Here is a 14,227-nt window from a genome sequence, read left to right on the forward strand (position 1 = left end):
TTTTATTTGACCCGGAAGGTTTTGTATGAATATTTGTAGACCAGGAAAAGCGCAGTGACCATATAAACAGCAGCAGCCAGAAGCACCAGTATCGCAAATTGTCCGGGTGCACCCTTAAACTGCATACTGATTACTGCCACACCCATAATGATGCTGTTAACTATGCTGAAAAACGGATTTTTCACATTTAATTCGGTGCTGTAGGGCTGAAAGATATAATACATAAACAAATGGTGGACGGAGAAAAAGAGAGAAAGGCCCAGTACCGTCGCACTAAATATAAGTGAATCCCCTGCACTCCAGCTTTCACCGGACAGGAAAATCAGCAGATTCACCGCTATACAGATCGCCGCAGCCGGAATCAGATTGAGACCGCTGATCCGAAGCAGACGGACGCGAAAATTGCTTAATACAGCTGAGCGTTCACGGTAGAAGCCGTAGCGCAGCAGACTAAGATCACAATTGAAGAACATCGCTTTGCAGACCAGCTCTCCAATTGAGGTAAAGTTCATCACGATGACAAATACAGGCAAAGCCCTGACCAAATAACTGACCAGCCGGGAAGACAGCTCCGGTGCGACCAGCTGCAGCAGCAGTCCTGCGGCAAAAAGCACGCCAATGATCATCAGCCGGCGCTGAATCGGCTGCACCAGAAACCGCCTGTGCCGGGAAAAGAAAATCGCATTCAAGTAAGCATAACCGCTCTTTCCGGCGAACTGCTCCGGGCGCAGCTGCTCAGCCGAGAAATCCTGTTCCTTGGTTTCAACCTGCTTCAGATTGGCCTCTTTCATCATGCGTCCCATATCCAGCAGCGGGTCATCTATTTTGGTTACGGCATCTACCGCATTCCGGTACCTCGGGTATCTGGCAATATAAACGGCGGCAATGATTCCCGGCAGCAGCGCTGCCAGAACTGCAGGCAGACTGAACAGCACAGCATCCATGTCCAGCAGGGCACTGCCTGTATAGAGCGGCAGAAAAGCAAGCAGATATCCGGCTCCGATTACCGACCAGACCAGCATGTTCTGTTTAACTACTACAATCTCCTTACGGTCAAAAATACGCAAATGTACCGCTTCAGCGGCTGTGCGCCAAAATGTTAGCAGAAGTGCCAGCAGAACCCCATGCCAGAGCGGAGCATCGTAGATACCTGCAAATACCATCATCGCCGGCACAAAATATATAAAAAAGCTTACGCCCCTGAGTCCCATCACCGCATGCATATACTTGTCGGCAGGCATGCGCATCAGCTTGACACAGATATACTTGTCGCGCTTAGGCTCGAGAATTACCGCGTTTGAAACCGCACTGACTCCAAAACTCAGCAGAAACAGTATGTGCAGATATAAATTGTATTGCTGCGGCTGCGGCAGGTCACCGCCGGCAAGGGATACCGGCAGATAGATAATCAGACCCAGATAAGCAAATCTGGTCAGAAAGCCAAATAGAATCCGCAGGATAAGCGCTGCGATCGTGAACAACTTTTTAAGCGTCCGGTTGGAATAAACGTTTTCTTTCATCAGGGTGCCCAGCCAGGGGATTCTCATGAAATAGTACATGATCCGGTTGGCGCCGGATACACCCCGGATGTCCATGATCGTATTCAGTGTGCTAAGCATGGCTGTTCCCGTCCTTCAGCAGCGCGATAATCTTCTCCTCGAACTCCGGGCTGCGCAGCAGGTCTGACGGGATTTCCTGAAGGATACCATTGTTCAGAATGACCAGCTCGTCACACAGGTCTGCGGCAAGCTGCAGAATATGAGTAGAGAAAATAATAATATGATCCTGCTTCATCTCCCGCAGCAGCTTCTTGATCTCGAGCGCCACAACAACATCGAACGAGGTCAACGGCTCGTCCAGCAGAATCAGCGGCGGCCGGGTGATAATAAAGCACAGCATCTGGATTTTGTTCTTCATCCCGTGGGAATAGCCTTTAATCAGCCTGTGGCGGTCCTCTTCCTCGAAAGAAATAATATTAAAATAATCCTCGACAGTCCGTCCGGGCTGAATTTTATCCCGGTTAATGTCCATATAGAATTTCACAAACTCATAACCAGTCAGAAACTCCGGCAGAATCGGCAGAGAGAAGACATATCCGATCTCATTTTCGGTGAGCGGCAGACTGACCTCATTCCTCTTAAGGAAGGCCCCGCCGCTGTCCATCCGGACCTCGCCGCTCAGACAGTTGAACAGCGAGGTTTTTCCGGCACCGTTGCGGCCCAGGAGGCCGTATATTTTCCCTTTTTCAAACGTGAAATCGACGCCTTTCAGCACTTGTTTATCGTTGTAGCTTTTCCTGATGTTGTCCAGTATGAGCTCCATTCCATTCTCCCCCAGTCGGTACCGCTATCTGGTAATATTTCTGGTATAAAAAAATCAGCACGTCTTCCCAAATTAGAGACGTGCTGATCCTGAATGCTGTCATGCGTGAAAAGGTTGCACAGTCTAGTATGATCCCTTCACAGACTCAGCCTGTGCAGTCTACTCCTTATGCTCCTTGGCTGCTGCCGGGCTGCTCGGCACCACTTGAACCGTGCTTCCCCCGGATGCCGGAACGGCTTTCTGGGTCAGCCCCTTGATCAGCGCCTCCACATCAATGCCGGAGACGCTCTTGAGCATTTCCGGAGCGGTGGACATCAGCTGGGTCACATAATTGCTGACCCGGGCCGCCCCTTCGCCATTCCCGGTATCGACAACAGTGAGCTTATCGATGGAAGCGATCGGCTCGGCAATCTTGCCGGCCAGCTCAGGCAGCATCTTGACGATGATGTCGAGCACCGCTGCTTCGCCGAACTTCTGGAACGCCTCGGCCAGCTTCTCCTTGGCTTCCGCTTCGGCAAGACCGCGTGCCCGGATAACTTCAGCTTCCGCTTTACCTTTGGCCAGCTCGGCATCGGCCATCGCCTGGCCTTCAAGCCGCTTCTGCTCCGAGGTCGCCTGCGCCTGCTTCTCGATGCTGTACTGCAGGGCGTCCGCTTCGCGCATCCGTCTGGCCTTATCCGCTTCTGCCGCCTGCTCTACAGCATAACGGTCGGCTTCCGCTTTCTTCTTCACCTCAGCATCATACTGCTTCTCGCGGACCTGGATCTCTTTGGCCTGAAGGTCGATTTCGCGTTCCTTTCGGACCAGCTCAACCTTCATCTGCTCCTCGACCACCGTCTGCTTGGCCCGGGCCTCCTGAATGTGATACGCCTGGTCGGCTTCCGCCTTGGCTGTATCCTGATCGCGCTTAAATGCGGCGACCTTCAGCTGGTTGTCCTTTGAGGCTTCGGCAATGTTCGTGTCACGCAACAGCTCCGCCTTCTGCCCCTGCTCCTCGGCATTGGCCTTCTGAATCCGCGCATCCCGCATCGCTTCGGCTTCGGCAATTTCCGCATCGCGCTTAACTGCAGCAATCCGCGGTTTCCCGAGCGCTTCCAGGTATCCGTGCTTGTCACGCACATCCTTGATCGTGAATGAAACGATCTGCAGCCCCATTTTCTTCAGATCGCGCGCTGCAACCCCTTGTACCTCCTGGGCAAACCGGTCACGGTTGCGGTATACCTCTTCGACTGTCATCGAGCCGAGAATGGCCCGCAGATGGCCCTCCAGCACTTCCTGGGCCTCACTCTTGAGTGCTTCAATCGGCTTGCCCATGAACTGCTCGGCGGCCGTCGCCACATCCTCGGTCGAGCTGCCGACCTTGATAATGGCTACACCATCGGCGATAACCGGAACCCCTTGCTCCGTGTATACCTCAGGAGTTGTTACATCAAGTTTATGGGAGAGCAGCGACATGAACTCCGCCTTCTGGAACACGGGAAGAATAAAGGCTCCTCCGCCGCGTACAATCTTGATCTTGCGGCCGGAGCCGTCATCGGAGATGTGATTTTTGCCGAGGAATGAACCGGTAACGATCATCCCTTCATCCGGTCCGACTGTCTTATAGCGGGCCCAGAACGCAATCCCCAGAACGAACAGCACAGCTACAACTACTGCAGGAATAAACAAATAATCAGGTACACCGAACATTACACATCCGCTCCTTTTCTCTCTTCAAATTCAGATACCAGTGCGACGCCTTCCCTTACTTCAATCACTACCACCTTGCTGCCGGCAGGCAGGGACAGCTGCTCAAAGCTCGCTGCCGTATGCAGGCTGTTACCTGCACCAAACCTTACCATCACCTCGCCGTAGCCTGTCGCGGGAACCGGAACGGTAATTTCTCCGATCCTGCCGGGCAGATCCTGCATCGAGAAGCCTGTGGACACCTCGCTTTTATCCATAGGTTTGATGACTGCAAGGAACAGGAGTACTGCCATAAAGGCTGCTATCAGCAGGGACAAGGCAAGAATTGAGCCGTCTTCCAGCCCGCTGTAGCGTGTCAGCAGAACACCAGCCCCCCCGAAGACGGTGATGCCGCCTGCAAGTACCGTAGGGTTCAGAAAATCAAACGAAACGATATCAAATACCCCGTGCAGGGCATCCCCGATCAGATCCCCCACCAGCACACTAACCACCGCAAAAATTACGCCCAGCGCCAAACAGCCCAAGTATAGCGTTTGCATAATTTTCTCCTCCCGTCTTGTAGTTACGGACTGTCATACCAGTATAAACGCACAAACCACGTCCTTGGTTTCACAAACTTGGATTTTTATCTCATTAATGGTTCATGTAAGCGTGCGCGCTAATGTCATCCGCCCTGTCTCTATGATACACTTATATAACCGTTAATCGGAACTTTTTTACAATAAAGGCGGGGAAATGGCGATGAGAAATCAGCAGGAAATGATGGATCTGATTGTGGAAACCGCAGCTGCGGATGAGCGTATCCGGGCGGTCTATATGAACGGTTCGAGAACAAACGTGAATGCGCCGAAGGATATTTTTCAGGATTACGATATTGTATACGTGGTAACTGAGACGGAATCTTTTCTAAAGGACAGGGACTGGACCGGCAGATTCGGTGAACGGCTGATTATGCAGGAGCCGGACCAAAATGACTGGTTTCCCGGCAGTGTAATCGATGTCAGCCGCAGATACGCTTACCTGATGCTCTTCCGTGACGGTAACCGGATCGATCTTACCCTGCTCTCCAGGGATGCTGTAGCGGACGAATACCTTGCTGACAAGCTCACCGTTCCTCTCCTGGATAAGGACGGCATTCTGCCTCCGGCTGAGGCGCCTACTGATATAGATTACTGGGTGAAAAAACCATCGGAAGCGCGTTACCTTGGCTCCTGTAATGAATTCTGGTGGTGTCTGCAAAATGTGGCCAAAGGCCTCTGGCGCGACGAGCTGCCCTATGCCAAGCACATGTTCGAGCATTATGTAAGGGATCAGCTGGATACCATGATCTCCTGGTGGATCGGCACCCGGCATGATTTCAGCATTTCCGCAGGTAAAATGGGCAAATACTTCAAACGCCTGCTTCCGCCGGAGTACTGGGAAATGTATGAACAGACTTATTCTGACGGCAATCCCGGCCATTTCTGGGATGCTGTATTTACTGCCTGTGAGCTGTTCCGGACACTCGCCGCAGAGGTGGCAGCGAAGCTGTCATATCCCTATCCTGACCATGAGGACAGGAATATGACGGCTTACCTGCAGCAGGTCAGGGAATTGCCGGCGGATGCAGACGGCATCTGGTAAAGATGCAGCCGTAATAAACAAGGGGTGCCCCCGGCCATTGATACGGCCAGGGGACACCCCTTTTCACTGACAAATGCAAAAGAGCTAAAGCTGTCTCTTACAGTGACATCTTATAAATTTCTACGACATCCTCACGGTCCAGCTTGCGGAAGTTGCCGAACGGACCGAAGCGGACCGCCTTGTCGGCCATGCTGCCGATTTCGCTGTCGTCGATGTCGTAATCGCCGAGCGTCTTCGGAGCGCCGATGGAATCCCAGAAGCTGCGGAGTGCTTCAATGCCCTCAAGCCCGGCTTCCTCGTCGGTTTTGCCGGAAGCATCAACTCCGAATACATTCACCGCAAGCTGGCGGAAACGGGCAGGGTTGGTGCTGAGGTTATATTTCATCCACTGCGGGAACAGGATCGCCAGGCCGCCGCCATGCGGGATGTCATAAACTGCGGATACAGCATGCTCGATATTGTGTGTGGCCCAGTCCCCGGCGAAGCCCATGCTGATCATGCCGTTCAGCGCCATCGTACCACAGTACATAATCGTCTCGCGCAGCTCAAAATTCTCCAGATCCTCGATCAGCTTCGGCGCTGCTTCGATGACGGTGCGCAGCAGCGCTTCGCAGAAGCCGTCCTGCAGCGGCGTGTTGGTGTCGGTGTGGAAGTAATGCTCAAGGGTATGGGACATGATGTCCACGATCCCGTATACGGTCTGGTCGCGCGGCAGGGAGAAGGTGTTCACCGGATCAAGAATCGAGAATGCCGGATAGGCATGAACGCTTCCCCAGCCCATTTTTTCCTTGGTAACTTCGTTGGTGATTACCGAGCCGCTGTTCATCTCTGAGCCTGTTGCTGCCATAGTCAGAACTGTGCCCAGCGGAAGGGCACCCTGCGGAGCCGCCTTGCGCTCCACGAAATCCCACATATCCCCGTCATACTTTGCCCCGACAGCTACAGCCTTGGCGCAGTCCAGCACACTTCCGCCGCCCACAGCAAGAATAAGCTCAATATTATGCTCACGGCACAGCTCCACGCCTTTATGTACAGTCGACAAGCGTGGATTAGGCTCTACACCGGCCAGCTCTGTAACAACAGCCCCGGCTGCGCTCAGCTCGGCGAGCACATTATCATAAAGACCGCTGCGCTTGATGCTGCCGCCCCCGTACATGAGCAGGACATTCTTGCCGTACTTCGGTACTTCCGTCCGCAGTGCCTGCAGCGTACCTTGTCCAAAAATCAGTTTGGTCGGATTATAAAATTCAAACTTGCGCATATGTCTTAACCTCCGTTAATTCAAATATAGGGATGCAGGATTATATTATAGACCTCCGGCGGGCCGCATACAAATCGGAACTGGAATCATTTCCCTTCCGGTACAGGATAAAGAAATGCCCCGCGCCATCAGAGGCCGGGACATTCCGCTATGCTTGTATTTATTGTGCACCAAAGCTCTGGACGAACCTGCGGAAAGCCGCCTGGCCTTCCGGCGTCCGTTTGTACACTCCGGCATGCTCCAGAATATGCGTGAACTTGATGCCCACCTCGTTCTGGACTGTTTTGACTGCTTCTTCACGGGCAAGACCTGTACCGAAACGTTCCACCAGCTCGTCAATCCAGAAGGCGTGCAGCGCCAGCGCATGCCCTTCTTCTGTCTTGACCGCCTCAAGCAGCGCCTGATCTCCGGCCAGGATACCGGCCACAGCGTCAAGCTCTTCCTTCAGGCGTCCCGGAAGAATCGCCAGACCCATAACCTCAATCAGGCCGATATTCTCCTTCTTGATGTGGTGCATTTCGCGGTGCGGATGGAAGATCCCTTCCGGGTACTCCTCGCTGGTCCGGTTGTTGCGCAGCACCAGATCCATCTCGAAGCCGCCGTCTTCGGACCGGCGCACGATCGGTGTAACCGTGTTGTGCGGTGTCTGCACGCCTTCAACGTCGCTGAATGCCAGCACATCGGCTTCGGGATCGCTGTAGCCCTTCCAGGCCTCATACAGCGCGTTTCCGCATTCCAGCAGCACGGCCGGATCATTGCCGCCAAGACGCAGCACGGACATCGGCCATTTCACGATGCTCAGGCTCACGCCTGGATAAGCAGGATGATTGTAGCTGACCTCCTTAGGCGCTTTCTGGATCGGGAATGTATGCCGTCCGCCCTGGAAATGGTCGTGGGTCAGGATGGACCCGCCGACAATCGGCAGATCGGCATTGGAGCCGATGAAATAATGCGGGAACGACTCAACGAAAGAGAGCAGCCGCTTCAGCGTATCCTTCGTCAGCTTCATCGGCACATGATCATGATGGAACACGATGCAGTGCTCGTTGTAGTAGACGTAAGGCGAATATTGGAAGAACCATTTCTCCTTGTTCAGCTCGAGCGGAATAATGCGCAGGTTCTGGCGCGGCGGGTGGTTGACCCGGCCGGCATAGCCGACATTCTCGCGGCAGAGCTGGCATTTCGGATAGACCGGCGGCGGAAGCAGCCGGGCCATCGCGATTTCCTTCGGACTTTTCTCCGGCTTGGACAGGTTGATCGTCATCTCGATATTGCCGTACGGCGAATCCTGCAGCCAGTAGACGTTCTTGGCAACGCGGTCCATCCGGATATAGTTGGAATCAATGCTGAGCTTATAGAAGCGGTCAGTAGCCGCTGCAATCCCCTGCTCAGCTGCAAGGCTCTTGAATTCTGCGTTGACTTCTGACGGCCGGGCCATCAGCAGACCCATAATTTTGGCATCCAGCAGGTCACGGTACGTGTCGGTGTTCTCAGGGATAAGGCCGATAGTGAAGCCATAATCGATCAGTGCATCAAGCGGAGCCTGCGGACTCTCCAGCGGAGCTTCGCTGAACGCTCCGGCATAGGGCTCGCTGAAGCCAAACTGGTCCAGCAGCTCGTTGCGGCTGTAATCCACATCCGCCGGCTGGATCAGCTGCTGGTGCTGTGCGAACAGGACAAGCTGCTCGATGGCATACAGAGCCTTCTCTGCGGCGGGAGCGGCAGTATTATCGTTAGACATGTTAACTCTCCATTCTCCTTATTCAGGTGTAGCCTCTTGTCTGTATTATTCTCCGTAGCCTTGCGGATTGGCGGAATGCCAGTTCCAGGCGCTCTGGATAATTTCTTCAATGTCTGCCTTCTGCGGATTCCAGCCCAGAACCGACCGAGCTTTGGCCGAGGAAGCCACCAGTACTGCCGGGTCACCGGCGCGGCGTTCCTGGATCACTACCGGAATGTCCCGGCCGGTCACCTTGCGGGCCGATTCAATGACCTGTTTCACAGAGAAGCCAAGTCCGTTGCCAAGGTTGAAGACATTGCTGGCACTGCCGCTGCGCAGGTAGGTTACCGCACGGATATGGGCGTCAGCCAGATCGCTGACATGGATATAGTCACGGACGCAGGTTCCGTCTTCTGTCGGATAGTCGTCACCGAACACTGCAATGCTCTCGCGCTGTCCAAGAGCGGTCTGCAGCACCAGCGGAACGAGATGGCTCTCCGGACGGTGGTCTTCACCGATCTTGCCGCTGGCATGTGCGCCGGCTGCGTTGAAGTAGCGGAGGGCCACATACTTGATGCCCAGCACTTTGTCGAACCAGGCCATCATGCGCTCCATGGTCAGCTTGGTTTCACCGTAGACATTCGCCGGCTCGGTGCGGTCGCTTTCTTCAATCGGCACCTTCTCAGGTTCACCGTAGGTTGCCGCTGTGGAGGAAAAGACGATTTTGTCTACACCGGCATGCTGCATGGCTTCCAGAAGACACTGCGTACCGTACACGTTATTGTCGTAGTATTTAACAGGGTCTTTCATGCTCTCGCCGACAAGGGAGCTGGCCGCGAAATGGATGACTGCTTCAATCTTATTTTCGGAAAAAAGCTTGGCCAGCAGCTCTTTGTCACGCAGATCGCCTTCATACAGCTTGCCGCCCAGCAGCGCCTCGCGGTGCCCTGTCAGCAGATTGTCAATGACTACAACCTCTTCGCCCCGGTCCAGCAGCTCCGCTACCGTATGGGACCCGATATACCCTGCTCCGCCTGTTACTAAAATTGCCATCTTACTTCACTCCTTCCAGTTCTTCTACACCATTGCCGATGCCGCATACATAAAATTCGCCGGTCAGACCGGTTCTTGCTGAATAAGCTTCGCCTACCTCGCGGATAAAGCGTTCTACATCGTCTTCATGAACCAGTGATACTGTACATCCGCCAAAGCCTGCACCGGTCATCCGGGAGCCCAGTGTACCTGGAATGCGCTGTGCCTCCTCCACCATGACATCCAGCTCTTCGCAGCTTACTTCATACAAGTCGCGCAGCGATACGTGGGAGTCGTTCATGAACAGCCCGAACTGCTTCAGATCGTTGTTCTTCAGCACTTCTACAGAGTCAAGCACACGCTGGTTTTCTTCCACAACGTGGCGGGCCCGGCGCCGTACAGTCTCGTCGTCGATTTTATGCTGATGAAGCTCGAACTGCTCCGGCTTCATCTCTGCCAGATACGACAGGGAAGGCACTTCCTGCTTCAGAATCGCCAGCGCTTCTTCACATTGGCTGCGGCGCTCGTTATATTTGGAGTCTACCAGACCTCTCTTTTTGTTCGTATTGCCGATTACCAGCTTGTAGGCTCCGGTCGCGAAGGGAACCAGGCTGTATTCCAGTGTGTCACACATCAGGAGGATCGCGTGATCACGCTTGCCGTTGGCTACTGCGAACTGGTCCATAATCCCCGAGTTGACGCCGACGTACTGGTTCTCGGCACGCTGGGACAGGAGGGCAATTTCAACCGTATCGGTATCTCCGCCCAGCAGGGACAGGAAGGCATAGCCTGTAACTACTTCGATGGAAGCGGAGGATGAAAGGCCGGAGCCGTTCGGGATTTCACCGTGGAACAGCAGATCGTAGCCGCCGGAGAGCGGAAGATCCTTCTTGGCCAGCTCAACCAGAACGCCGACAGGGTAGTCGACCCATTCGCCGGTTTTGGCTTTGCCGATTTCACTGTAGTCAATGGAAGCTGTGTAAGGAAAGTTCGTGGAAGCGAACTGCACCTTGCTGTCGCTGCGCGGACGCACGATCAAAGTTGTTCCGAAATCCAGTGCTGCCGGGAACACATAACCGCCGTTATAGTCCAGATGCTCGCCGATCAGATTCACACGGCCCGGAGCGTAGAATACACGCGCCTCCTCCGTGCTCTCCCCATACTTCTCGATAAATTTGCTGTTAAGTTCCTGTATGCTCATTAATGCCACTCCATCCTTTCGCTGGTTTCACTCTTTGGTCTTAGGTTCTTTTGCTTGCGTCCTTTATGGTTACATTATAATAAAATCAGACTTGCCCTGATAATGCAATCATGTGTGTAATGTATGGATAAATGTGACTTCGCGCGTTATACTTTGAACAGGCCGGGCTTCAGGTTCTGAAGCCGCCTCCCTATCTGCAGGGCATTGACAGCGTTAACTCTAGGGAAAGGATCTGTCCGTGTGGAACATACTTATTCCGTAGGCTCTAACCCCGTGTACTATGACAGCCAGAATCTGCATGTGCTGTTTGCCGGCGAGAGCCAGACCCTGCCGGTCCATCAGGCCGGACCCAAAATCTACGATTACTACCTGCTCCATTTCGTTGAATCCGGCTACGGCCAGTTCACTACCGAGCACCGTAAATATTCGCTGGGGCCGGGCGACTGCTTCCTGATCCACCCCGGCCAGCTCGTCAGCTATGTCTCGGACCGGCAGCAGCCCTGGCGGTACCGCTGGGCGGCTTTTACCGGAGCTGATGCCGATGCCCTTGTGCTTCAGGCAGGCTTTGCACCGCAGCAGCCGGTGCTTCAGACCGCAGAGGGAACCGTATTCCCTTCGGCACTTGCCGGGATGATGCAGGCTTTCTATGCCAATAAAGAAAGCGCCCATCTTACTTCCCTCGGCTACCTGTACCTTGTCATCGGAGAAGCAGCCGAACGGCATCTCTCCGCATCACGGCTGCCGGGGGCAGAATCCCAGGTCAAGCGCACCGTGAAGCAGATGATCCATTATATGGCTTCCCAATATGCCCACCCGGTATCCATTGAACAGATGTGCGGCAGCCTGGGGTACAACCGGGCTTACCTGTCACGGATTTTCAAGCAGGAGACCGGCCTTTCGCCGGTCACTTACCTGCTCAAGCTGCGCATTGAGAAATCGCGCCAGCTGCTGCGCGAACGCCCCGAGCTGTCCGTCGAGCAGGTAGCCGCTTCGGTAGGACTGACCGATGCGCTCTATTTCTCCCGCCAGTTCAAGCGGTTCTGCGCCCAGTCCCCGACTGCCTACCGTCTGGCCACGGCCAGACACGGGGAGAAGTAGCCGGCTTTGCTTCCTGGCGGGCTCCGGCATAAGCTGGCTGTTCTTAATCTTTCTGCCAGCTTCATCTTTATGTAAAGCAACAGCCCGTATCCTTTCCGGAAACGGGCTGTTTGGATTTCTCTGCTGTAGCTTTTAATTACGAATTTCAAGAAATATTTCGGCAAAAGACTGGCTAATCAAACTAAGTGGAAAACCGCCAACTAATTCCGGGCTAACTACTGCTGCGAAGAATCTAGCTGGAAAAATGCTACTTAATGATACACTTTTCGCTTCAAACGGTGGTTTCAGCCTGAAATAAGATACGATTTTCCAACTAATTATTAGAAAAGCTTGTAAACAGTGAAATTAGGTGGCGAAAATCCAACTAAGTACCGGGCTCGCTCCCAACTTTTCAGCTGAACTTTGAAAGAACGCACCAACTCTACCGGCTGGCTCCTCAAACCTCGCTCTCAGTCTTCAGGATCGTATCGATCCGGTCCAGCTCCTCCTGTGCGAATGCCGGGTGGGACAGGCAGGCGATGTTCTCCTCAATCTGGCTGATCCGGCTGGCCCCGATCAGCGCCGAGGTCACCTTACCCTGCCGCAGGGTCCACTGGAGTGCAAGCTGTGCCAGGCTCTGGCCGCGTGTGACAGCCAGCTGGTTAAGGGCGCGGATCTTACGCTGTACCTCGGGTGTGATTCCGCTCTCATCCAGCGCCGCAGACGGACCGGCTGCCCGTGAATCCCCGGGGATGCCGTTAAGGTATTTACTCGTCAGCAGGCCCTGCGCCAGCGGAGTGAAGGCAATCGTGCCGACTCCATTGTCTTCGAGCACCTGCTGCAGCCCGCCTTCAATCCAGCGGTCCAGCATGGAATAGCGCGGCTGGTGAATCAGCAGCGGCGTACCCAGCTCCTTCAGAATACGGATCGCCTCCACCGTCTGCTCCGCCGTATAGTTGGATAATCCGATGTAAAGCGCCTTGCCCGAACGGACGGCATAGTCCAGCGCCCCCATTGTTTCTTCAAGCGGCGTCTCCGGGTCCGGGCGGTGGGAATAGAAAATATCAACATAGTCGAGCCCGAGCCGCTTCAGGCTCTGATCCAGACTGGCGAGCATGTATTTCCGTGAGCCCCAGTCACCATACGGCCCCGGCCACATATAATATCCCGCCTTGGTGGAAATAATCATTTCATCGCGGTAAGCGTAAAGATCACGGCTGAGCACTTTGCCGAACAGCTCCTCTGCCGAGCCCGGGGGCGGACCGTAATTGTTCGCCAGGTCAAAATGGGTAATGCCGAGATCAAACGAGCGGGTGATCATTTCCCGGCCGTTCTCATAGGTATTGATTCCTCCAAAGTTATGCCACAGCCCCAGCGATATTGCCGGCAGCTTAAGGCCTGACCTGCCCGAGCGGTTGTAATGCATTCCTTCATACCGTTCATCGCTAGCCACATATACCATTGCTGATCCCTGCCTCTCGCTAACCTCTATTGGTTATCTACCCTAATTTAAACCTGGCGCTGACATTATAATCTGCCACTTACGGAATTGCGGTTCACAGCTGCCCCATTATCCTTCCCATAACCTCCCCGATCCGATCAGTAATAATCAGATCCGCCCGGTCGTCATAAGGAGTCGGCTCCCCGTTCAGCAGAACGGTATGGCGCCCGTGGAAATAGGTGACGAGGCTGGCTGCCGGCTGTACAGTCAGCGAAGTGCCGCCGATAATCAGCAGGTCGGCAGCAGAGATTGCTGCAACAGATCCGATCAGCACATCATGATCGAGCTCTTCTTCATACAGCACCACATCCGGCTTGATGATGTCTCCGCAAGCTTCACAGCGCGGCACCCTTTCAGCCGAGCCTGTAACAGCCTCCAGGGGATAGAAGCAGCCGCAGCCCATGCAATGGTTGCGGTGTACCGAGCCATGAAGCTCAAATACGGCACGGCTCCCCGCCTTCTGATGCAAGCCGTCAATATTCTGCGTAATGACCGCCTTCAGCTTGCCCTGGCCCTCAAGCTCGGCAAGCAGCAGATGGGCGCCGTTCGGAACGGCCTCCGGGTGAAGCATTTTACTGCGGTAAAAATCAAAAAAAATGTCCGGAGAGGACATAAAAAACCGGCGGCTGAGCATGACCTCAGGCGGATATGGGGAGTTATGCTCACTCTGATACAGTCCGGCCGCAGAGCGGAAATCGGGAATACCGCTTTCCGTAGAGGTTCCGGCACCGCCGAAGAATACAATATTTCCGCTGTTCTTAATCCAGGAAACCAGTGTCTGCACTTGATCCATACTCTGCACAC

General features: G+C 54.2%; 12 protein-coding genes. 2 read left to right on the forward strand and 10 right to left on the reverse strand.

Translation table 11 applies throughout. The annotated features are described in order from the left end of the window. Positions 1-2: 2 nt before the first annotated feature. The 4 genes from M2108_RS22955 to M2108_RS22970 all read right to left on the reverse strand — a co-directional run bounded on the left by M2108_RS22955 (position 3) and on the right by M2108_RS22970 (position 4,547). Positions 3-1,619: a hypothetical protein gene (locus tag M2108_RS22955; protein ID WP_277471722.1), complete on the reverse strand. Its 1,617-nt coding sequence runs from the start codon at positions 1,617-1,619 to the stop codon at positions 3-5. Then, entirely contained in the window at positions 1,612-2,322 is a 711-nt protein-coding gene (locus M2108_RS22960; protein ID WP_277471720.1) for an ABC transporter ATP-binding protein, read from the reverse strand. The genes M2108_RS22955 and M2108_RS22960 overlap by 8 nt, the downstream gene beginning before the upstream one ends. Positions 2,323-2,481: 159 nt before the next feature. Then, entirely contained in the window at positions 2,482-4,011 is a 1,530-nt protein-coding gene (locus M2108_RS22965) for a flotillin family protein (protein WP_277471719.1), read from the reverse strand. Continuing rightward, positions 4,011-4,547 (reverse strand): NfeD family membrane protein, encoded by a 537-nt coding sequence (locus tag M2108_RS22970; RefSeq protein ID WP_277471718.1) that lies wholly within the window; start codon positions 4,545-4,547, stop codon positions 4,011-4,013. Before M2108_RS22970 ends, M2108_RS22965 begins: the two co-directional genes overlap by 1 nt. Positions 4,548-4,749: 202 nt before the next feature. Between M2108_RS22970 and M2108_RS22975 the strand changes: the two genes are divergently transcribed. Then, positions 4,750-5,631: an aminoglycoside 6-adenylyltransferase gene (locus M2108_RS22975; protein ID WP_277471717.1), complete on the forward strand. Its 882-nt coding sequence runs from the start codon at positions 4,750-4,752 to the stop codon at positions 5,629-5,631. Positions 5,632-5,728: 97 nt separating this feature from the next. On the opposite strand, the gene M2108_RS22980 is transcribed toward M2108_RS22975, so the two are convergent. From M2108_RS22980 to M2108_RS22995, 4 genes are all read right to left on the reverse strand, one after another. Beyond that, positions 5,729-6,892: an iron-containing alcohol dehydrogenase gene (locus tag M2108_RS22980; RefSeq protein WP_277471716.1), complete on the reverse strand. Its 1,164-nt coding sequence runs from the start codon at positions 6,890-6,892 to the stop codon at positions 5,729-5,731. 160 nt (positions 6,893-7,052) lie between these two features. After that, positions 7,053-8,633: a UDP-glucose--hexose-1-phosphate uridylyltransferase gene (locus M2108_RS22985; protein WP_277471715.1), complete on the reverse strand. Its 1,581-nt coding sequence runs from the start codon at positions 8,631-8,633 to the stop codon at positions 7,053-7,055. Positions 8,634-8,678: 45 nt separating this feature from the next. Next, complete coding sequence (galE, locus tag M2108_RS22990) at positions 8,679-9,665, reverse strand: UDP-glucose 4-epimerase GalE (RefSeq protein WP_277471714.1); 987 nt, start codon at positions 9,663-9,665, stop codon at positions 8,679-8,681. Between the two features lies 1 nt (position 9,666). Continuing rightward, positions 9,667-10,845, reverse strand: a complete 1,179-nt coding sequence (locus tag M2108_RS22995; RefSeq protein ID WP_277471713.1) for a galactokinase — start codon at positions 10,843-10,845, stop codon at positions 9,667-9,669. 240 nt (positions 10,846-11,085) lie between these two features. Here M2108_RS22995 and M2108_RS23000 point away from each other — a divergent pair, with 240 nt between their 5' ends. Further along, positions 11,086-11,943 carry an AraC family transcriptional regulator gene (locus M2108_RS23000; RefSeq protein WP_277471712.1) on the forward strand — a complete coding sequence of 286 codons (858 nt, stop codon included), beginning with the start codon at positions 11,086-11,088 and terminating at the stop codon, positions 11,941-11,943. A gap of 436 nt (positions 11,944-12,379) precedes the next feature. Here M2108_RS23000 and mgrA read toward each other — a convergent pair whose 3' ends face one another. Together mgrA and M2108_RS23010 are read right to left on the reverse strand one after the other, a co-directional pair. Next, entirely contained in the window at positions 12,380-13,384 is a 1,005-nt protein-coding gene (gene mgrA, locus M2108_RS23005; protein WP_277471711.1) for an L-glyceraldehyde 3-phosphate reductase, read from the reverse strand. Between the two features lie 94 nt (positions 13,385-13,478). Next, positions 13,479-14,216 carry an NAD-dependent protein deacylase gene (locus M2108_RS23010; RefSeq protein ID WP_277471710.1) on the reverse strand — a complete coding sequence of 246 codons (738 nt, stop codon included), beginning with the start codon at positions 14,214-14,216 and terminating at the stop codon, positions 13,479-13,481. Between the last annotated feature and the right edge of the window lie 11 nt (positions 14,217-14,227).

The sequence above is a fragment of the Paenibacillus sp. PastM-3 genome (genome assembly GCF_029893965.1).
Classification (GTDB): Bacteria; Bacillota; Bacilli; order Paenibacillales; family Paenibacillaceae; genus Paenibacillus_AQ.

Coding starts and splice junctions, on each gene's coding strand:
- M2108_RS22955 (WP_277471722.1), bottom strand. CDS start 1,619: ATGCTTAGCACACTGAATACGATCATGGACATCCGGGGTGTATCCGGC.
- M2108_RS22960 (WP_277471720.1), bottom strand. CDS start 2,322: ATGGAGCTCATACTGGACAACATCAGGAAAAGCTACAACGATAAACAA.
- M2108_RS22965 (WP_277471719.1), bottom strand. CDS start 4,011: ATGTTCGGTGTACCTGATTATTTGTTTATTCCTGCAGTAGTTGTAGCT.
- M2108_RS22970 (WP_277471718.1), bottom strand. CDS start 4,547: ATGCAAACGCTATACTTGGGCTGTTTGGCGCTGGGCGTAATTTTTGCG.
- M2108_RS22975 (WP_277471717.1), top strand. CDS start 4,750: ATGAGAAATCAGCAGGAAATGATGGATCTGATTGTGGAAACCGCAGCT.
- M2108_RS22980 (WP_277471716.1), bottom strand. CDS start 6,892: ATGCGCAAGTTTGAATTTTATAATCCGACCAAACTGATTTTTGGACAA.
- M2108_RS22985 (WP_277471715.1), bottom strand. CDS start 8,633: ATGTCTAACGATAATACTGCCGCTCCCGCCGCAGAGAAGGCTCTGTAT.
- galE (WP_277471714.1), bottom strand. CDS start 9,665: ATGGCAATTTTAGTAACAGGCGGAGCAGGGTATATCGGGTCCCATACG.
- M2108_RS22995 (WP_277471713.1), bottom strand. CDS start 10,845: ATGAGCATACAGGAACTTAACAGCAAATTTATCGAGAAGTATGGGGAG.
- mgrA (WP_277471711.1), bottom strand. CDS start 13,384: ATGGTATATGTGGCTAGCGATGAACGGTATGAAGGAATGCATTACAAC.
- M2108_RS23010 (WP_277471710.1), bottom strand. CDS start 14,216: ATGGATCAAGTGCAGACACTGGTTTCCTGGATTAAGAACAGCGGAAAT.